Source organism: Marichromatium bheemlicum (assembly GCF_012276755.1).
In the GTDB taxonomy this organism is placed as follows: Bacteria; Pseudomonadota; Gammaproteobacteria; order Chromatiales; family Chromatiaceae; genus Marichromatium; species Marichromatium bheemlicum.
Genome location: NZ_JAAXKX010000011.1, coordinates 64,921 through 84,540 on the forward strand (window position 1 = coordinate 64,921; position 19,620 = coordinate 84,540).

Sequence of the window (19,620 nt, forward strand, 5' to 3'; positions counted from 1 at the left end):
CTCGCGGTCAACGCGAACGGGCGCCACACCGGGTTCTGCCACGCCGCCAGGGTGGGCACCCAATCCGTATCCGTCGAACGAGCGAACATCATGTGTAACGAAACATCGAGCCGTGGCGAGCGCCTCCAGCCGCGTCAGCCGATTTCGGGACGCTGCAATGGCCTGACAGCCCTGTCACTGCATGACGAGAATGTCCGATTCGCCGCAACCCCAGGGGTGAGCGAGCACAACCGCAGCGCCAACTTCGTCCCCGGCTATCTCAACAGCCACAGCGGTGAGTGGGTGTTATCACGATTCCGTGACGGCACCCCGGCCCCGGTCCACGTCCTCGACGGCCTGCCCCCGACCTGGGTGGCACGTCGCGACGCGGCCGGCAACGTGGTCCAGACCCGACCGGGGATCATCTCTGGATTCATCCGCAACGGACTCTTCTACACCCGCGAGGAGGCGATGCTGGCGCTGTGCTGAAGGCAGCGAGAGAGGTTCAGTGGCGGGGGGGACGGATCGCGCGCTCGGCGAGGGCGTAACCGAGTTCGATCAGCTCGCTGGCGCGGTGGAACTCATGGGCGGCGCAGGTATCACGCGGCACCTCGATCACCACGTCGGGGCGATAGGCCGCCAACTGCACCGCGGCGATGCTGTTCTGCATGGTCTCGAAGGACCGGTTCATCAGCTCGAACATACCGAGCTTGTCCTCGTCCTCACGCGCGAGATCGAGCCCGATGGCGTCGAGAAACTGACGAATCCGCTGCTCGTACCCCCCACCGCTGACCGGCGCCGCAACCGCGGTGTCACCCTGCCGCCCCCCGGGCGGCGGCGGGGGCGGCTCGGGCACGGGTTGGGCGTTGAGATTGACGGCGATGGTCAAATCGGTGAGATCCCGGAAGGTCGGGGCGATCGGTACCGGATTGAGCAGTCCACCGTCGACCAGGGTCTTGCCCAGATAGCAGTGCGGGCGGAATACCCCAGGGATCGAGATCGAGGCGCGGATGGCGTCGAACAGCGCACCGCGCGAGATCCACACCTCGCGCTGTCGATCGAGGTCGGTAGCCACCGCGGTGAAGACGATCGGCAGGTCCTCGATGGCGAAGTCACCGACCATCGCCCGCAGGGTGTCCATGATGCGGTTACCCTTGATCAGCCCGTCGCCGCTGAAGGCGAAGTCGAGGAAACGCAACACATCCGGGCGACGCAGCGCGCACACCCAGTGCTTGTAGGCATCGAGTTCGCCGGCGGCATGGATGCCACCGACCAGCGCCCCCATCGAGGCACCACTGATCGAGGCGATCCGATAACCGTGGGCATTGAGCCACTCGATGACCCCGATATGCGCCAGCCCGCGCGCGCCACCGCTGCCGAGCACCAAAGAAACGCGTTGTCCCGACACCGTCGTCACTCCACGGCGCCGTTCACTGCCGGCGCCGAGCGCGACGCTGACGCAACCGGAGCTGGGTCCAGGCCGGCCCCGAGAGCGCGTAGCCGACCGACAGCACGAAAAGCACCAGCGGCGGGTTGATATACACCACCGCAAATCCGAGCATGATGACCACGGCGAGCAGGAAGGGGACCCGACCCTGCAGATTGACCTGCTTGAAACTCAGGTAGCGGAAATTACTCACCATCAGCAGACCGGCCCCGGCAGTGAGCAGCGCCGCGAGCCACGACAGGCTCGCCCCATCGATCCCCAGATCGGTTCCCAGCCACACACCACTGGCGATGACAGCCGCTGCGGCCGGGCTCGCCAGCCCTTGGAAGTAACGCTTGTCGGCGATGCCGATCTGGGTGTTGAATCGCGCCAACCGCAGCGCGGCGGCGGCGGTGTAGACGAAGGCGGCCAACCAGCCGACCTTGCCCAGCCCCGAGAGCGCCCAATGATAGGCGACCAGCGCCGGGGCGACACCGAAGGCGACCATATCCGAGAGACTGTCGTACTCGGCACCGAAGTCGGTCTGGGTGTGGGTCAGCCGCGCGATACGGCCATCGAAACCATCGAGCACCATGGCCGCGAGCACCGCCAGCGCGGCGGCCTCGAAACGCCCGTGGGTGGCTGAGAGCACGGCGTAGAAGCCGGCGAACAGCGCGGCGGTGGTGAACAGGTTCGGCAGCAGATAGATACCGCGAGGCCGTTTGCGGGATGCGAGCGTTTCGTCCATAGTCTCCTTTGTCTGGATGCGCGGCAGGACTTGCACTGGTCGAGTATAGCCGGGAGCCGACCGCCTCCGAAAGCGAGCAGGATACGCGCATCCGGGTGCGATCGTCCGGGGGACAGACACCGAACGCGCTCGAATCCACGCACCGTCGCCAGACGGACGGAGGGGACATGAGCCTGCACCGACCCAAGCCAGCGCTACCCAGTGACGATACCCGCTGGAAGCTGGTCAATGCCACCATGCGCCGCAACGGCTATGCCGATCACGCCCTGATCGAGACCCTGCACAGTATCCAGAATGCCTTCGGTTATCTCGACGAGACCGCGCTCAGGTTCGTCGCCGCCGCACTCGACGTCCCGCTGAGCAAGGTCTTCGGCGTCGCCACCTTCTACCACCTGTTCCGGCTCAAGCCCAAGGGGCGCCACACCTGCGTGGTATGCACCGGCACCGCCTGCTATATCAAGGGGGCGGGCGTGCTGGTCGATGCGCTACGTGCGCACCACCAGGTCGAGCCCGGCGAGACCACCGCCGATGGCGCACTCTCGGTGCTCACCGCGCGCTGTGTCGGCGCCTGCGGACTGGCCCCGGCGGCGGTGGTCGACGGCGAGGTCGTCGGCAAGCTCGCCCCGGAGGCGCTGCTCGCACGGCTCGATCGGCTCGACGCCGCACCCGCACCACCCGGTCTCCCCGCATCGTCACGCCCCCGGGCGCCGGCCTGAAGCAAGGGGGCCAACAGCGGCAACGGCAGGCATCATCGAGGGTGCCACCGACCAGTCAGCCACCGAGATAGCCAACCTCAAGAGGAGAGCGGGACCGGGGCTTGCCAACAAGCCGTGCTATCCCACCCGGCCATGGCCGGGCATCCCGCCACGTCGCGATGCATCTGGACGATCTCGCCGAACAGGCCGCTACCATCCGCGCCCGCGACGCGGAGACCGCACACGAGATCCGGGTGTGCATGGCCGCGAGCTGTCAGTCCTCGGGCTCAGGCCAGGTCCTCGACGCACTGCGTGCCGGGGTCGAACCGCAGTCGAGCAGCTGCCGCGTCAAGGGGGTCGGATGCATGGGGCTGTGCTCGGCCGGCCCATTGGTAGCAGTGGCCGCGCCCGGCGACACGCTGAACGCCTCGCGTCTCTATCGCGACGTCACCCCCGCCGACGCCCCGGCGATCCTCGACAACCTCGGCAAGCCCGACCCGATCGAGCGATTGCACTGCCCCACCGATCAACCCTTCTTCACCGCCCAGCACCGTATCGTCCTCGAGCACTCGGGGCAGATCGACCCCGACAGCCTCGACGACGCCATCGCCGTCGGCGGCTACAGCGCCCTGGTCCATGCCCTCACCGAGTTGACCCCGGGCGAGGTGATCCGCGAGATCACCACCAGTGGGCTGCGCGGGCGCGGCGGCGGCGGCTACCCGACCGGGCTGAAGTGGTCGACGGTGGCGAAGATGCCAGGGCCACAGAAATACATCGTGTGCAACGCCGACGAGGGTGACCCCGGCGCCTTCATGGACCGCGCGGTGCTCGAATCCGACCCCCACCGGGTGATCGAGGGGATGGCGATCGCCGCCTACGCCGTCGGCGCGAGCAAGGGCTATGTCTATGTCCGCGCCGAGTACCCACTGGCCGTCGAGCGTCTCACCAACGCCATCCGCAAGGCCAAGCGCGCCGGCTTCCTCGGCAGCCAGATCGCCGACACCCAATTCAGCTTCGAGATCGAGCTCCGCCTCGGCGCCGGCGCCTTCGTCTGTGGCGAGGAGACCGCGCTGATGGCCTCGATCCAGGGGCTGCGCGGCCAGCCACGACCACGCCCCCCCTACCCCGCCGAGGCCGGGCTGTGGGGCTGCCCGACGCTGATCAACAACGTCGAGACCTTCGCCAACATCGCCCCCATCGTGCGCGAGGGCGGCGCCTGGTTCGCCGCCCTCGGCACCGAGGGCTCCAAGGGCACCAAGGTCTTCGCGCTCGCCGGCACCATCGTCAACACCGGACTGATCGAGGTGCCCATGGGTACCCGCCTGGCGCACATCATCGAGGTCATCGGCGGCGGCATCCCCGGCGGCGGCCGAGTCAAGGCGGTACAGACCGGCGGCCCCTCGGGCGGCTGCATCCCCCGCGCCCATCTCGACACCCCGGTCGACTACGACAGCCTCAAGGGGCTGGGTACCATCATGGGCTCGGGCGGGATGATCGTGATGGACGAGCGCTCGAGCATGGTCGATGTCGCGCGCTACTTCATGGAGTTCTGCATGACCGAGTCGTGCGGCAAGTGCGTCCCCTGTCGCACCGGCACCCAGCAGATGCACGCCCTGCTCGAGCGCATCGCCGCCGCCGAGGCCGGGCGCGCCGAGCTGGCGCTGCTCGAGGAGCTGTGCGAGGTGGTGCAGGCCACCAGCCTGTGCGGACTGGGTCAGACCGCGCCCAATCCGGTGCTGAGCACGCTACGCTATTTCCGCGACGAGTATGAGTCGCGACTCGTCGACTGACGGCACGGGAGGGAGCATGCCAGGTCCAGCCAGCCAGCCCAAGGTCCGCGTCGTCACCTTCCGGGTCGACGACCAGGACCTCTCCGCCCGCGAGGACGAGACCCTGATCGAGGTCTGTCGCGAGCACCGTATCCCGATCCCCAGCCTCTGCTACCTCGAGGGACTCTCGGTGTGGGGCGGGTGTCGCTTGTGCATGGTCGAGATCGTCGGCCAGCCACGCCTGGCCGCCGCCTGCTCGACGCGGGTGATCGAGGGCATGGAGGTGCGCACCGACACCGAGCGGCTGCGCCGCTACCGCCGCATCCTGGTCGAGCTACTGTTCGCCGAGCGCGCCCATGTCTGCTCGGTGTGCGTCTCCAACGGTCACTGCGAGCTGCAGACCCTGGCACAACGCTGCGGGGTCGACCACATGCGCATGCCCAGGCGCCCCGTCTCCTACCCGGTCGACAGCTCGCACGAGATGTTCCGGCTCGATCACGACCGCTGCATCCTCTGCACCCGCTGCGTGCGGGTGTGCGACGAGATCGAGGGCGCCCACACCTGGGATGTGATGGGGCGAGGCAGCGACTGTCGGGTGATCACCGACATGGCCCAACCCTGGGCCGAGAGCGAGACCTGCACCAGCTGCGGCAAGTGCGTCCAGGTCTGTCCCACCGGGGCACTGGTCAAGCAAGGCACCTCGGTCGGCGAGATGGTCAAGGACCAGCACTTCCTGCCGATCCTCGCGCGTCGGAGACAGCCACGATGAACACCCCCAGACTCACGGTCGCCACCGCCTGGCTCGACGGCTGCTCGGGCTGTCACATGTCGCTGCTCGACATGGACCAGCGCTTGATCGAACTGAGCGAGCGCATCGACATCGTCTACAGCCCGCTGGTCGACGCCAAGGCGCTGCCCGAACGGGTCGACGTCGGTCTCCTCGAGGGCTCGATCAGCAACGCCGACGACCTCGCGCTCGCCCGCCGCTTCCGCGAGCACTGCCGGGTGCTGGTGAGCCTCGGCGACTGCGCGGTCAACGGCAACGTGCCGGCGATGCGCAACCACTTCCCGCTCGAACAGGTGCTCGCCCGCGCCTATCGCGAGAACGTCACCCTACAACCACAGCTCCCCGAACGCGGGGTACCGGCGCTGCGCCAGCGCGTGGTACCGATCCACGGCGAGGTCGCCGTCGACGTCTTCGTCCCCGGCTGTCCCCCGAGCGCCGAGGCGATCTGGCAGGTGCTCACCGCCCTGCTCGAGGGGCGCGATCCCGACCCCAGCGCCGTCACCCGCTTCGGCGCCTGAGCCCACCAGGAGATCATCGATCATGTCCGACCCCGACAACGAACAAGGCGTGATCACCGCGCTGCTCGAACGCCTGCGCACCCAGCGCCTGCCGCGCGCGCTCGACATCAAGGCCAAGGTCGAACGCGGCGAGGCGCTCGACACCTTCGAGCTGAACTTTCTCGACGAGGTCTTCGCCGACGCCCAGAGGTTGCAACCGCGCTGGCGCGACCACCCCGAGCTGGGCGCGATCATCGCCTCGATGATCCATCTCTACCACGAGATCACCACCCGGGCGCTCGCCAACGAGCAGGGGCGCGGACCAGAGGCCTGAGCCGGCCGCTCCGAGAGAGAGGACACCATGAGCCGCACCATCACCATCGAGCCGGTCACCCGCATCGAGGGACACGCCCGGATCAGCCTCCAGCTCGACGACCAGGGCGAGGTCGCCGACGCGCGCTTCCATCTCACCCAGTTCCGCGGCTTCGAGAAGTTCTGCGAAGGCCGCCCCTATCGCGAGATGCCGGCGCTCACCGCGCGCACCTGCGGGATCTGCCCGGTCAGTCACCTGCTCGCCTCCAACAAGGCCTGCGACCACCTGCTCTCGGTGAGCATCCCGCCGGCGGCCGAGCGGCTACGCCGGGTGATGAACCTCGCCCAACTGGCACAGTCGCATGCGCTCTCCTTCTTCCACCTCTCCTCGCCCGACCTGCTGCTCGGCTGGGACGCCGACCCGGCCAGCCGCAACATCTTCGGGGTGATGCGCCAGCACCCCGAACTCGCGCGCGACGGCATCCGGCTGCGCCAGATCGGTCAGCAGATCATCGAGACCCTGGGCGGCAAGAAGATCCACCCGACCTGGGTGGTGCCGGGCGGGGTGAGCACGCCGCTCGGCGCCGAGCAACGCGACGCCATCCTCGCCCTGCTCCCCGAGGGCCTGGAGATCGCCAAGCGCACCTACGACCTCTACAAGGGACTGTTGCCGCGCTTTCGCGACGAGGCGACGCGCTTTGGCAACTTCCCCACCCTGTTCCTCAGCCTGGTCAGCCCCGAGGGACGACTCGAGCACTACGACGGGCTGTTGCGGGTAAAGGACGCCGAGGGCCGGATCCTCGAGGATCAGGTGCCGCCACACGAATACCCCCGACTGATCGGCGAGGCGGTCGAGGACTTCAGCTACATGAAGTTCCCCTACTACAAGCCGCACGGCTATCCCCAGGGGGTCTATCGCGTCGGCCCGCTGGCGCGGCTCAACAACGCCGACGCCTGCGGCACCCCCTATGCCGACGTCGCCCTCGCCGAGTTCCGCATGCTGCAGGAGTCCGGACCGGTGAGCAGCAGCTTCCACTATCACTACGCGCGGCTGGTCGAGATCATCTACGCCCTGGAGATGATGGAGCGACTGCTCAAGCACCCCGAGATCCTCGACACTCGGGTCCGTGCCCGCGCGCGCAGCAATCGCGACGAAGGGATCGGTGTCGCCGAGGCCCCGCGCGGCACCCTGATGCACCACTACCGTATCGACGAGACGGGGCTGATCACCTGGGTCGACCTGGTGATCGCCACCGGTCACAACAACCTGGCGATGAACCAGAGCATCCGCCAGGTCGCCGCGGCCTATGTCGACGGCGACAACTTGAACGAGGGCATGCTCAACCGGGTCGAGGCGGTGATCCGCTGCTACGACCCCTGCCTGTCCTGCGCCTCGCACGCCGTCGGCCAGATGCCAATGGTCATCGAGCTGCGCGATCAGCGCGAGCGGCTGCTCGACCGCCTGGAGCGCACATGCCAGTCCTGATCCTCGGCTACGGCAGCCCGATCCGCGGCGACGACGCCTTCGGCCCGCTGCTCGCCGAACAGCTCGGCGCGGAGACGAGCGATCCGCGCCTGCGGATCCATGCCCGCCACATCCTCACCGCCGACCTGATCCCGGAGCTGCTCGACTGCGACCGGGTGATCTTCCTCGACGCCGCGCTCGATACCGCGCCCGGCGAGATCCGCTGTCAGCGTCTCGACCCGAGCCGCTCCGGCGGATCGAGCATGGCCCACTTCCTCGACCCGCGTGAGCTGCTCGCCTGGTGCGAGGCGCTCTACGAGCACCGCCCGACGGCCTGGCTGCTCTCGGTCGGTGCCGCCTCGCTCGACTACGCCAGCTACCGGCTCTCGCCCGAGGTCGCGCGGATGATCCCAGCGGTGCGCGCCCGCATCGAGTGCCTGCTCGAATCAGCGCCGAGCGACACCGAGCACGACGCATCACGCACATAACAAAACGGGGATGCGCGAACGCATCCCCGTTGATCTGGTTCACCGACGGCCGTCAAGGGCCGGTCGGTGACACCGGATCGGTGGCCGTTACCAGCCCAGACCGATCGAGAACACCACTGCATGCACCGCGAGCGCGACGACCAGCACGGCGAACAGGATCGGCATCAGCCAAGTGGCAGGATTGACGACGAGCCAGATCTTCCAATCGTCATCGGGGTTTTTCGGCTTTGCGATATCGCTCATGACAACTCTCTCTGTGAGTGATGGTCAGGGACGCCGGTGGGCGTGGGATCAGAACCAGGGATTGGCCGCGATGACGAACAGGTGGGCAAGCGCAGCAAGCCCGACGAACGCGGTGTAGGTCACCTTGAACTGCTCGTGGAACTCCTTTGCCTGCTGGTCGGTCAGTCCGGAAAGACTCATTGGGGTCATCCTCCAACGATGGGTCATGGATTACCGCGACCGCAGTCGCGGTGATGGTGTCGCAACGGTTACTGACGGCACCGTCACGACGGAGACGGATCAAGCGGTCTCGGGCATGGCCGGGGCCTCTTCGGCGGGTGCAGCCTCTTCGGCGGGTGCAGCCTCTTCGGCAGGAGCGGCCTCTTCGGCGGGTGCGGCGCCCTCGGCCGGTGCAGCCTCCTCGGTCACCGCCATCTCCTCGGAGACGGCCGCCTCCGGCGCCTCCCAACCCTGCCCCGGGAGCGAGAAGGCATAGACGTGAACCGCGAGCGCGACGACCAGCACCGCCGCCAGGATCGGAATCAGCCAAGTCGAGGGATTGACGACCAACCAGATCCGATAATCCTGTTCCTTCGGCTTGTAGTCGAATACCTGCATGATTCTCCTCCTCAGCGGATGACGAATAGAGACTCGGTGATCGAGCGACTGCAATGGCCCGCAATCCAACGGACCAATCGTGAAATTCCTCAGAATCCCTTGGGGATCCCAGGTGTCATATTAGCTTGACGCACACTGATGTCAATAAAGTTTGACAACTGTTTTTCATCACCGCTCAAGCCTCTGAATACAGGCTTTTTTCAATAATCTATCCAATAATCGGCCCAGTTGTTGCTTGACTCCTATGGCAAGCAAACGCCTCCTTTTCGCAAGACACGAATCCACTGAATACCGCCGCCGACCCAACACCGGCCCACCGCCTCACCCGCCGAGCAAACCTCGATAAAGTGCGAGATAACGCGCCGCCGGCCGACGCCAACTATGATCGGCAGACATCCCGTTCACCCGCAGGCGATGGAAGTGGTGGGGATGGTGGTGCCACAGCCAGGCGGCGCGCGCCAACACCGCATGCACGGCGGTGCAGGTCGGCGCCTCGAACAGATAGCCATTACGCTCCGCGACGGGGTGATCGCTGTGGTTGGCATCGATCACGGTATCGGCCAGGCCGCCGACCCGACGCACCAACGGTACGGTGCCGTAGCGCATCGCGATCAACTGGGTCAACCCACAGGGTTCGTAGCGGCTCGGCACCAGGATCATGTCGGCACCGGCATAGATGAGATGCGCCAACCCCTCGTCGAAGCCGAGCTCGAGATGGGCATCAGGACAATCGGCCAGGGCAGCGCGCTTGGCGGCAAAGCGTGTCGCCACGACCGGATCCGGCGCTGAGCCGAGCAGGACCACCTGGTAGCCAAGTGCAAGCGCACTGTCGATACCGGAGAGGATCAGTTCGACACCCTTCTGGGCATCGAGCCGGCCAATCAAGGCAAGGATCGGCGCGGTGCGCGCACACAACCCCAAACGACGACGCAAGGCCAGCCGATCATGGGCCTTGAGGGCCAAGGTGTCAGTACCGTAGTGGGTCGGGATCAGTGGATCCTGCGCAGGATCCCAGACCGCGTCATCGATACCGTTGAGGATGCCCCCGAACTTGTCAGCATGCGCCTGCAACAACCCCTGTAGCCCCATCCCCTGTTCGGTGTGCAGTACCTCCCAGGCATAACGCGGAGAGACGGTGTTGACGAAATCGGCACGATCGATCGCGCCACGCAACAGATTGGCCCGTCCAGGCGCGCCCGGATCATCGAATGGTCCAGGCGCGAGCAGCGCCTCGACATCGACACCGAGCCGAGTCAGCAGCGCGGGTTCGATCACCCCCTGATGGGCGAGGTTATGCAGGGTGATACAGACACGGGCAGGTGCGTCGATGTCAGCCCCTGGCGCTGACCGCAACACCGGCAACAGCGCGCTCTGCCAATCGTGACAATGGATGATGTCGGGTCGCCAACCGGGGCGCCGCAACAGTGCGTCGGCCGCGCGCGCGAACAGCGCGAAGCGCAAACCGTCGTCGGGCTCGCCATAGAGACGCGCGCGACGGAACCAGTCACCCGCCGGATCGATCAGGATGCACTCGAGTCCCTCGACACGCAGACGCCAGCAGGCACAGGCGAGTGTGCCACCGTCGAACGGGATCGACACCCCCTCGTCGAGGGGCTCGAGCAGCGACACCCAGCGCTCCGACAACAACCCCCGATAGTAGGGCAACAGTACCTGGACCGTGGCCCCGGCGGCGACCAGCGCGCGCGACAACCCGTGGATGAAGTCGCCGAGCCCGCCGACCTTGGCGATAGGGGCACACTCGGCTGCGACCATGACCACACGCATCGCTTACTCCTCCTCGGGACGCGGCGGCAGGGCCGGTGGATGCTGCGCCAGTGCCGCGCGCAACAATGCAGGGTCGTCGACCACGCAATCGAGCTGGAAGCGGCCACCGGGCCCCACCCGATAGGGTTGACCGAAGAGGTCGATCTCACACCCCGGTGGCGCCCATCCCGAGACACACAATCGCGCCTCGATCACCACCCCCGCGGCCGGTGGCGCCGGGGTGGCGTAGTCGAGCCTCGGGATCACCCCGGGCAACGACAACCGCGCCACCTCCCCGGTCTCCGTCGCCACCGGTCCGGCCCCCGTCTCGGGTACGTTCCCCGATCGCATCATCGCACGGCGGCGTACGCGCTCGACCTCGATACCGCGGCCATGGAGGAAGGACTCGGAGCGAGCGAGCATCACCCAACCGGCGGCGCCATCGGCGAGACCGATTTCGGCATGGTAATCAGCGCTCGGTAGCGCCTCGGCCAGCACCACCGTGCCCCTCGGGGCACGCTCACGCAACACTCGCTCCACCACCAGCGAGGTGTCGCCATCGGCCTCGCGACGCAGCAACCGCAGTCGCGGGTGCGCGCCCGTGGCCCCAAAGAGCGAGACCACACGCGCCACGTCCGCCGCAGCCAGTGACCAGCTCGCGCCGATACCGCCAGCGGCGGTCTCGAACAGCACCACCTCGGTACCAGGCCACGGCGCGGGAAATTCAGGGGCGAGCGGGTGCGGCGCAGGCCGCAGGTCCGGGGTCGGCGCCACACCGCCCGCCGTCGGCATGGCCATATCGAGCTCGGCCTCTTGCTGGATATCGATCGTCTGCGCTCCTCTTCGAGATGGGACTGCTCAGACCTCGGCCTCGGCCAACCCCGGGGCGTGGCGAGTGCTCGCCAGTGGCGGCATCTCGCAACACCCGCGTCCGCGCTCGAGCGCCGCGAGGGCACACGCCGTGGTCTCCAGGCGGTGGCGCAGATACGGCAACCAGGCCTCGCCCCAGTACAGATAACAGCTGGTCTCGGCCTCGAGGATCTGCTGACGGGCGGCGATCAGGGCATCATCCCAGCGATCCCGCGCCGACTCACGTACCAAGGCCCAATAACGCTCGCTCAGCCGCGCCAATTCGGCCACCGCCGCCCGCTGTCCGGCGCTGGCGGTCCAGCGCGAGAGCTCGTCTCCGATCTCGGCATCGACATTCCAGCACCCGGCCTGGACCCGGGCATGGACACGCGGCTGGAAGTCATCGAGATAACGACCCAGCGACACCGGCCGGATCACACTCTCGCCATCGCGCCAACGTGCCAGCTGCGGCGCGACGAAATGACCGAAGAACCCTGAGGGCTCGTGGAGCTGGCGCAGCCAGTCCCCATTCTCGCCATCGCACCAGGTGGTGAGCAAACGCATCGCCTGCGGACGTGGTGAACCTGCCACCCGGCCGACCACCTCCCGCTCGAACCAGTCCGGATCCAATCCCGACCGCTGAGCGGCAGAGAGCGCGCGATCGCGCGGTACGACACGGATACAGGCGCCATGGTGACAGGCCAGATAGGGCCGCAATACATCACTCATGCCATCGGCCGGGCGCACCTGGGCGCCATCGACCACCACATAATCGTAACCGGCCTTCACCAGCGCCGGGATCATCTCCATGGTGAAGGCCAGTTCCGGCGGCCAGAAACCCCGTGGCGCGCGCCCGAAGACACGTTCAACCAGGCCACGACCACGCGCCAGCTGTTCAGACCAGTCGGCGCGCGCGATCAGCGGAAAGATCGGGTGCGAATAGCCCATCCCGACCAGCTCGATATTGGGCGCACGCCGATACCCCTCGAGCATCGCCGGGATGTCGACGAGGGCACCGTAGCGCACCACCACCTCGGGATCGAGCAGCTGCTCGAGCAAGACCCCGGAGAACCCGACGTGGAACACCGCGACATCGCGAAAGCGCTCGGCATAGCGCACCACCCGCTCATAACAGCGGATGATCCGCTCGGCCTCCCCGGGGCGGGTCTCGATGAGTTGACGCAGGTTGCCCGGGGGCTGATGCATGTGGAGCCCGAGGGCGTGAGCGATCTTGGTGACGGTCATCCGGGTCTGAAGAGCGGGTCGACGGGCGCCATGACATCCATGGGCCCAGCCAACCCACATTAAACAATGGGGCGGGATGGGTAAAGCGCGGGCCAGCGGCCAGCGGCCAGCGGCCAGCGGCCAGCGGCCAGCGGCCAGCGGCCAGCGGCCAGCGGCCAGCGGCCAGCGGCCAGCGGCCAGCGGCCAGCGGCCAGCGGCCAGCGGCCAGCGGCCAGAAGATTGAACCGCGAAGGCGCGAAGGACGCAAAGAAAGCAATCAGCCTTCAGCCGACAGCCACCAGTGGGAAGATACAGGCGGCAGCGACTGATGTCTTGCGCCGATGGCAGCCCGTAGGTTGGGTTGCCCATACACCACCGATCGACGAATCCTCGGGACTCCAGGACGGGCAACCCAACATCGCCACCAGGCGGCCGCTAGCGGATTGAGCCGCGAAGGACGTAAAGAAAGCGATCAGCCAACAGTAGGGAGATACAGGCGGCAGCGACTGACGTCTTGCGCCGATAGCAGCCCGTAGGTTGGGTTGCCCATACACCACCGATCGACGAATCCTCGGGACTCCAGGACGGGCAACCCAACATCGCCACCAGGCGGCCGCCAGCGGATTGAACCGCGAAGGACGCAAAGAAAGCGATCAGCCAACAGCCAACAGCAGGGAGATACAGGCGGCAGCGACTGACGTCTTGCGCCGATGGCAGGAGGAATTACACCCACTGGGAGCTGGACGCTGACAGCCGGGCGCTATTCCCCTTCGCGTCCTTGGCGACTTTGCGGTTCAATCCCCTGGCCGCTAGCGGCCCCTATTCGCTCCGTCCCTCGAGTACCACCAGGCTACGGCCACGCACCAACAACACCGAGGCGCGATGGCAGGGTTGCAGCTCGGGCTCGATCAGGTCGGTGGGCGCCGCACGAGCGGTGTCGAGGGCACGATACCAGGCCCCACCGGGCAATTGCGGGACAGTGAAACGCCGCGCCTCGGGGTCCATGTTGATCGCCACATAGAGCGCTGGCTCGGTCTCGCACAGCGACGCCAAGGTAAAGGCCAGCACCCGCGCCTCTGGATCGTCCCAGGGCGGTTGATCGGGTTCGAGCCCGTGCCAGCTGATGTCCGCAAGACTGCTCCCCGGACGCGGCTGACCGGTGAGGAAATGGCGCCGCCGTAAGCTCGGATGACGTCGGCGCAACGCGACCAATCCACGCACGAAGCGCAGCATGGTGGCATTGCGCTCGACCAGCGACCAATCGAACCAGTTGGCGGCGTTGTCCTGACACCAGGCATTGTTGTTACCACCCTGGGTGCGCAGCACCTCGTCGCCGGCGAGCAACATCGGCACACCCTGGCTGAGCAGTAGCAGCGCGAGCAGGTTCTTGGCCTGACGCCGCCGCAGCGCCAATACCTCGGGATCGTCAGTCTCGCCCTCGATGCCGCAGTTCCAGCTCAGGTCGTCGTCGGTGCCGTCACGGTTGTCCTCGGCGTTGGCGAGATTGCGTTTGTGGGTGTAGGAGACCAGGTCCCAGAGGGTGAAGCCGTCGTGACAGGTGACGAAGTTGACGCTGTTGAGCGGGTGACGGAGATTGGCCTGGTAGAGATCGCTGCTGCCGGCGAGCCGGGTGGCGACCTCGGCCACCAGCCCACGATCACCACGCACGAAGCGGCGGATCACATCGCGATAGTGACCGTTCCATTCCATCCAGCGATACCCCGGGAAGCTGCCGACCTGATAGAGCCCGGCGGCATCCCAGGCCTCGGCGATGATCCGGCTGGTGGCCAGGGTATCGGAGAGTTCGATCCCCCACAGCACCGGCGGATTGGCCAGCGGCTGGCCGTCGGCGTCGCGTGCCATGGCGCTGGCCAGGTCAAAGCGGAAGCCGTCGACGTGCATCTCGCGCACCCAGTACTCGAGCGCGTCGATGATATAGCGCGCCACCAACGGGTGATTGGCGTTGACGGTGTTGCCACAGCCGGTGAAATCGAGATAGATGCGCCGATCGAGCACATCGAGACAGTAGAAAGTCTCATTGCCGAAGCCCTTGAAGGTCAGGGTCGGTCCCCCCGCCCCACCTTCACTGGTGTGGTTGAAGACCACATCGAGGATGACCCCAATCCCGGCGCGATGCAGCGCCTTGACCAGGTCACGGAACTCGCGGCGATGACAACCGGCCTCGGGGTCGACGCAATAGCCAGGGTGCGGCGAGAAGAAGCCGTAGCTGCTGTAGCCCCAGTAGTTGCGCAGCCCCGCCTGCCACACCGCCGGCGGCACGTCCTGTTCGTCGAAGGCCATCACCGGCATCAGCTCGACGTGACTGATCCCGAGTGCACGCAGATAGGGGATCTTCTCGATCAGCCCGAGGAAGGTCCCCGGGTGCGCGACCCCGGCGCTCGGGTGCTTGGTGAAGCCACCGACGTGCAGCTCGTAGATGATGGTCTCCTCCCAGGGACGGCGCAGCGGGGTGTCGCCCTCCCAGTCGTACTCCTCGGCGAGCACCACGCCACGCGGCGAGTCGTGGGGACACACACCCTCGACCTGACGGCGCCAGCGGTCCCAGCCACAGACGTTGACCGCGCGCGCCCAGGGGTCGACCAGCTCGACCTCCGGGTCGAAGCGCCAGCCATTGCCCTGCGGATCGAAGGGGCCATCCATACGCCAGGTGTAGTAGGTCCCCGGGGGCAGATCGACCACCAGCACGTGCCAGGAGAAGAAGGTGTGATTGACCTCGGGGTCGAGTCGGATGACCTGGAAAGGCTCGGCGCTCTCGGCACCGGCATAGAGCAACAGCTCGGCCCCCGTGGCATGGCGACTGAAGACCGAGAAGTTGACCCCTGCGTCCTCGACGGTCGCCCCGGGCGGATGACGATGTCCGGGCAGGGTGTGAAACGGAGCATTGCGAGCGGCCATGACGAATGCGCGGCCCTGAATGGCGGAGGCCACCGAACGGGTGGCAAAGGACGTGACGCACCACGGCGCATCACACGGGCTGTGATCATAGCATGGGCGCCAGAGCACCCTGCTTCAATCGGCCGAGACGGTCTGCGGCAGCGCCGGGGTGAGCCAGCGCCAAGCCAGCCACCAGCCCAACAGCGAGGCCAGGGCTGCGACCCCAAAGGTCAGCAGCGCCCCGGCGTCTTCCCACAACACCCCACCGATCAGGCTCCCGGCGGCACCACCGGCGCCGAAGCTCAAGGCGCTGTAGAGCGCCTGACCACGCCCCTGGGTACGCCCTGGGAAGGCATGGTGAACCCAATGGATCGCCGCAGCATGAAAGGTACCGAAGGTGGCCGCATGCAACAGCTGGGCGCACGCCTGCAGCCATACCAGCTCGACCCAAGCACCGATCACCAGCCAACGCGCCACCGCCAACCCCAGACTCCAGAGCAACACCCGTCGCGCCCCAAAGCGCTCGAGCAGCCGATGCGTGACCAGAAAAATAGCCACCTCCGCGATCACCCCGAGCGCCCACAGCCCCCCGACGGCATCGGTACCATAGCCGTTGGCCTCGAGATGGATCGAATAGAAGGCGTAATAGATCCCATGGGCGAGCTGCATCAGCAGACAGGCGGCGAAGAAGGCCAGCACCTCGGGACGGCGCAACAGGGCATTGAGCCGAGGCGTCGACGCCTCGGGGCGCGCCGGCGCACTGTCGGGGATCAGCAGGCTGCTCAGCCAGATACCGACGAACACCGCCAGCACCCACCAGGGCAGGATCGAGAGCGAGTGGGCATGCAGCGCCAGCCCCAGGCCGAGCACCACCAGGATGAAACCGACCGAGCCCCACAGCCGCACCAACGCATAGCGGGTCGGGCGGTGACGGAGATGATTGAAGGTCACCGCCTCGAGCTGCGGTAACGAGGCGTTCCAGAAGAAGCTGAACAGCGCCATCGCCAGCGCCGTGGCCCAGAACCCCTCGCCGATGAAGATCAGACCGAAGAGCACGATCGAGAGCAGCGCCGCGAGCCGTACCAGCGGCATCCGCCGGCCGCTGCGATCGGCCAATTGTCCCCAGACCAGCGGGGCGACGATCTTAGTGGCATAGAGGATCGCCATCAGCTGGCCGATGGCCAGGGCATCGAACCCCTGGGCCTGCAGATACAGCCCCCAATAGGGCACCAACGCCCCGAGCGAGGCGAAATAGAAGAAATAGAAACCGGAGAGGCGCCAGTAGGGCATGACTGGGGCGCGCGCCGGCCTGGCGCCGCGCACCGACTCAGACCTCGGGGGCGCGGGCGGCGATCGGCGGCAGCGGCGCCTGGGTGGAGGCGTTCTGGGCGCGGTGGCGCAGCAGGTGGTCCATCAGCACGATCGCCAGCACCGCCTCGGCGATCGGCGTGGCGCGGATCCCCACGCAGGGATCATGGCGCCCCTTGGTGACGACCTCGACGGGATTGCCATCGCGATCGATCGAGCGCCCGGGGATGCGGATGCTCGAGGTCGGCTTGAGGGCGATACGCACCACCAGATCCTGGCCCGAGGAGATGCCACCGAGCACCCCGCCGGCGTGGTTGGAGAGGAAGCCCTCCGGGGTCATCTCGTCGCGATGCTCGCTGCCGCGCTGTTCGACACAGGCGAAGCCGTCACCGATCTCGACCCCCTTGACCGCGTTGATCCCCATCATCGCGTGGGCGATGTCGGCGTCGAGCCGGTCGTAGATCGGCTCGCCGAGCCCGACGGGCATGCCCTCGGCGACCACGGTGAGCGCCGCGCCGATCGAGTCGCCGGACTTGCGCAGCTCATCCATGAAGCGCTCGAGCTCCGGCACGCTCTCGCGGCACGGCCAGAAGAAGGGGTTGGACTCGACCGCCGCCCAGTCGAAGCCGCGCGGGCGGATCGGTCCGAGCTGGGAGAGGTGACCGCGGATCCGTACCCCGGCCTGCTCGGCCAGGTACTTCTTGGCGATCGCCCCGGCGGCGACCCGCACCGCCGTCTCGCGCGCCGAGGAACGCCCGCCACCGCGATAGTCGCGATGACCGTACTTCTGGTCGTAGCAGTAGTCGGCATGACCGGGGCGATAGCGAGTGGCGATCTCGGAGTAGTCCTTGGAGCGCTGGTCCTCGTTGCGGATCAGCAGCCCGATCGGGGCGCCCGTAGTGCGGCCCTCGAACACCCCGGAGAGGATCTCGACGGTGTCGGACTCGCGCCGTTGGGTGGTATGGCGCGACTGCCCCGGCTTGCGCCGATCGAGATCGCGCTGCAGGTCGGCCGCGCACAGCGCCAGCCCGGGCGGACAGCCGTCGACCATACCGCCGATGGCCGGCCCGTGGCTCTCGCCGAAACCGGAGACGACGAACAGTTTACCGAGACTGCTTCCAGACATGATCGGGATCCAGACGACTTGAGCAAGGTTGAGGGTTTCGGGCAAGGGGCCGCACCGGGGACACCGGTACGGCCCGACGGATCAATAGCGCGGCGGGGCCACCACGTCATCGGGATTGAGCCAGGCGTTGCCCTTGGCCAGGACCTCGCGGCTCAGGGTGCTGGTGGCCTGGTGCAGCTTGACCCCGTTGACGATGTAGTTGTAGCGCGCGCTCAGGTACTCGAACTCGGCCTGGAAGAGATTACGCTGGGCGTTGAGCACGTCGACCTGGGTGCGGGTGCCGACCTCGAGCCCGGCCTGGGTCGATTCCAGCGCCGAGCGCGCCGAGACGATCGAGGCCTGGCGGGCCTTGACGTCCTCGATGCTCGAGAGGATACCGCGGTAGGCGTCCTTGACCTGCTGGCTGACCTGGCGGCGGGTCTGGTCGAGTCGGTCCTGGGCGGCGCGGAAGTTGTAACCGGCCTCGCGGGTCCGCGAACTCACCGCCCCGCCTTGGAACACCGGGATGTTGACGCTCAGACCGACGAAGCCGGTATCGGAGTCGGTGTTGAAGTTGGCATCGGAGCGCGAGACATCATAGCCGGCCTGGAGGTTGACCGAGGGGTAGTGACCGGAACGCTCGATCTCGATGGCCTTGCGCGCGGCGTTCGCCGCCTCGCTCGCGGCGATGATGCCGTAGTTACTGCGCACCGCGGTCTTGGCCCAGACCTCGATCTCGTTGGGCTCAGGCGGCGAGAGCGGCAGGCGGTCACCAAGGCGCGCCAGCGGCACCTGGATCGGGCCGACGATGGTGCGCAATGCCTCCCAGGCGTTGTCGAGGTCGTTGCGCGCGGTGATCAGGTCGGCACGCGAGCGGTCGTAGGCGGCCTGACTCTCATTGACGTCGGTGATCGCCACCAGGCCGACCTCGAAGCGTTGGCGCGACTGCTCGAGCTGACGCTCGTTGGCACGCAGCAACGCCTCCTGCACGGTCACCGCGTCGGCGGCGCGCAGCACGTTGAAGTAGGCCTCGGTGGTCTGGACCATGAGTTCGAGCTGGGAGTCGCGGAACTCCGCCTCGGCCTGGGCGATGACGTGATCGGACTGCTTCAGGGTCATCCAACTGGCACGGTCGTAGACGGTCTGGTTGACGACCGCCTGCAGCCCTTGGGTGCCGTACTTGTCATAGCGATCGAAGCTGCCGAAGGTGCTGGTACCGCTGCTGTCGACGCTCTGGTAGTCGACGTCGCCCTGCACGCTCAGGCTCGGCAGCAGCAGGGCCTGAGCCTGGGGACGGGCCTCGCGGGAGGCGAACAGACGCTGCTCGGCCTCACGCAGGGTGGGCGCGCTCTGCGCGGCCATGTCATAGATCTGCAACAGATCCTCGGCCTGGCTCAGCGGCGCGATCCCGCACAGAAGAGCCGCGATCAAAGTCGGAAGGGTTTTCCGCATCGGATTTGGTTTCCTGG

At 67.0% G+C, this 19,620-nt stretch carries 20 protein-coding genes; 8 read left to right on the forward strand and 12 right to left on the reverse strand.

Annotation, left to right across the window (positions count from 1 at the left end; genetic code table 11):
- Nucleotides 1–90: 90 nt before the first annotated feature.
- On the forward strand, nucleotides 91–468 hold the full coding sequence (locus HF203_RS09225; protein ID WP_168668921.1) for a dihydroorotase: 378 nt from the start codon (nucleotides 91–93) through the stop codon (nucleotides 466–468).
- A gap of 16 nt (nucleotides 469–484) precedes the next feature.
- Here HF203_RS09225 and HF203_RS09230 read toward each other — a convergent pair whose 3' ends face one another.
- Nucleotides 485–1,387, reverse strand: coding sequence for a patatin-like phospholipase family protein (locus HF203_RS09230; protein ID WP_168668922.1), 903 nt, complete (start codon nucleotides 1,385–1,387; stop codon nucleotides 485–487).
- A 22-nt stretch (nucleotides 1,388–1,409) separates the two neighbouring features.
- Nucleotides 1,410–2,153, reverse strand: coding sequence for a CDP-diacylglycerol--serine O-phosphatidyltransferase (gene pssA / locus HF203_RS09235; protein WP_168668924.1), 744 nt, complete (start codon nucleotides 2,151–2,153; stop codon nucleotides 1,410–1,412).
- A gap of 167 nt (nucleotides 2,154–2,320) precedes the next feature.
- Here pssA and hoxE point away from each other — a divergent pair, with 167 nt between their 5' ends.
- The 7 genes from hoxE to HF203_RS09270 all read left to right on the forward strand — a co-directional run bounded on the left by hoxE (nucleotide 2,321) and on the right by HF203_RS09270 (nucleotide 8,166).
- Nucleotides 2,321–2,869, forward strand: a complete 549-nt coding sequence (gene hoxE / locus HF203_RS09240; protein ID WP_168668926.1) for a bidirectional hydrogenase complex protein HoxE — start codon at nucleotides 2,321–2,323, stop codon at nucleotides 2,867–2,869.
- A 158-nt stretch (nucleotides 2,870–3,027) separates the two neighbouring features.
- Entirely contained in the window at nucleotides 3,028–4,638 is a 1,611-nt protein-coding gene (locus HF203_RS09245; RefSeq protein WP_168668928.1) for a (2Fe-2S) ferredoxin domain-containing protein, read from the forward strand.
- Between the two features lie 16 nt (nucleotides 4,639–4,654).
- Nucleotides 4,655–5,386: a bidirectional hydrogenase complex protein HoxU gene (gene hoxU, locus HF203_RS09250; RefSeq protein ID WP_168668930.1), complete on the forward strand. Its 732-nt coding sequence runs from the start codon at nucleotides 4,655–4,657 to the stop codon at nucleotides 5,384–5,386.
- Nucleotides 5,383–5,922 carry an NADH-quinone oxidoreductase subunit B family protein gene (locus HF203_RS09255; protein ID WP_168668932.1) on the forward strand — a complete coding sequence of 180 codons (540 nt, stop codon included), beginning with the start codon at nucleotides 5,383–5,385 and terminating at the stop codon, nucleotides 5,920–5,922. The genes hoxU and HF203_RS09255 overlap by 4 nt, the downstream gene beginning before the upstream one ends.
- Nucleotides 5,923–5,944: 22 nt before the next feature.
- Nucleotides 5,945–6,235: a hypothetical protein gene (locus tag HF203_RS09260; RefSeq protein ID WP_168668934.1), complete on the forward strand. Its 291-nt coding sequence runs from the start codon at nucleotides 5,945–5,947 to the stop codon at nucleotides 6,233–6,235.
- A 27-nt stretch (nucleotides 6,236–6,262) separates the two neighbouring features.
- The gene (locus HF203_RS09265; protein WP_168668936.1) at nucleotides 6,263–7,699 is read left to right on the forward strand and encodes a Ni/Fe hydrogenase subunit alpha; all 1,437 of its coding nucleotides are present in this window, start codon (nucleotides 6,263–6,265) and stop codon (nucleotides 7,697–7,699) included.
- Entirely contained in the window at nucleotides 7,687–8,166 is a 480-nt protein-coding gene (locus HF203_RS09270; protein ID WP_168668938.1) for a hydrogenase maturation protease, read from the forward strand. Before HF203_RS09265 ends, HF203_RS09270 begins: the two co-directional genes overlap by 13 nt.
- 87 nt (nucleotides 8,167–8,253) lie before the next feature.
- Here HF203_RS09270 and pufA (HF203_RS09275) read toward each other — a convergent pair whose 3' ends face one another.
- From pufA (HF203_RS09275) to HF203_RS09320, 10 genes are all read right to left on the reverse strand, one after another.
- A complete protein-coding gene (gene pufA / locus HF203_RS09275) occupies nucleotides 8,254–8,409 on the reverse strand; it encodes a light-harvesting antenna LH1, alpha subunit (RefSeq protein WP_082806275.1) in 156 nt (51 codons plus the stop codon).
- Between the two features lie 48 nt (nucleotides 8,410–8,457).
- Entirely contained in the window at nucleotides 8,458–8,598 is a 141-nt protein-coding gene (gene pufB / locus HF203_RS09280) for a light-harvesting antenna LH1, beta subunit (protein ID WP_062277812.1), read from the reverse strand.
- Nucleotides 8,599–8,688: 90 nt separating this feature from the next.
- Nucleotides 8,689–9,006: a light-harvesting antenna LH1, alpha subunit gene (pufA, locus tag HF203_RS09285; RefSeq protein WP_168668940.1), complete on the reverse strand. Its 318-nt coding sequence runs from the start codon at nucleotides 9,004–9,006 to the stop codon at nucleotides 8,689–8,691.
- Nucleotides 9,007–9,327: 321 nt separating this feature from the next.
- Nucleotides 9,328–10,791 (reverse strand): glycogen synthase, encoded by a 1,464-nt coding sequence (locus tag HF203_RS09290; RefSeq protein ID WP_168668942.1) that lies wholly within the window; start codon nucleotides 10,789–10,791, stop codon nucleotides 9,328–9,330.
- A 3-nt stretch (nucleotides 10,792–10,794) separates the two neighbouring features.
- Nucleotides 10,795–11,562, reverse strand: coding sequence for a hypothetical protein (locus tag HF203_RS09295; protein ID WP_168668944.1), 768 nt, complete (start codon nucleotides 11,560–11,562; stop codon nucleotides 10,795–10,797).
- 66 nt (nucleotides 11,563–11,628) lie between these two features.
- Nucleotides 11,629–12,864: a polysaccharide deacetylase family protein gene (locus tag HF203_RS09300; RefSeq protein ID WP_168668946.1), complete on the reverse strand. Its 1,236-nt coding sequence runs from the start codon at nucleotides 12,862–12,864 to the stop codon at nucleotides 11,629–11,631.
- Nucleotides 12,865–13,662: 798 nt separating this feature from the next.
- Entirely contained in the window at nucleotides 13,663–15,759 is a 2,097-nt protein-coding gene (glgX, locus tag HF203_RS09305; RefSeq protein ID WP_168668948.1) for a glycogen debranching protein GlgX, read from the reverse strand.
- A gap of 114 nt (nucleotides 15,760–15,873) precedes the next feature.
- Entirely contained in the window at nucleotides 15,874–17,028 is a 1,155-nt protein-coding gene (locus HF203_RS09310; RefSeq protein WP_168668950.1) for an MFS transporter, read from the reverse strand.
- Between the two features lie 37 nt (nucleotides 17,029–17,065).
- The gene (aroC, locus tag HF203_RS09315; RefSeq protein ID WP_168668952.1) at nucleotides 17,066–18,172 is read right to left on the reverse strand and encodes a chorismate synthase; all 1,107 of its coding nucleotides are present in this window, start codon (nucleotides 18,170–18,172) and stop codon (nucleotides 17,066–17,068) included.
- 81 nt (nucleotides 18,173–18,253) lie between these two features.
- Nucleotides 18,254–19,603, reverse strand: a complete 1,350-nt coding sequence (locus HF203_RS09320) for a TolC family outer membrane protein (protein WP_168668954.1) — start codon at nucleotides 19,601–19,603, stop codon at nucleotides 18,254–18,256.
- Nucleotides 19,604–19,620 lie beyond the last annotated feature (17 nt).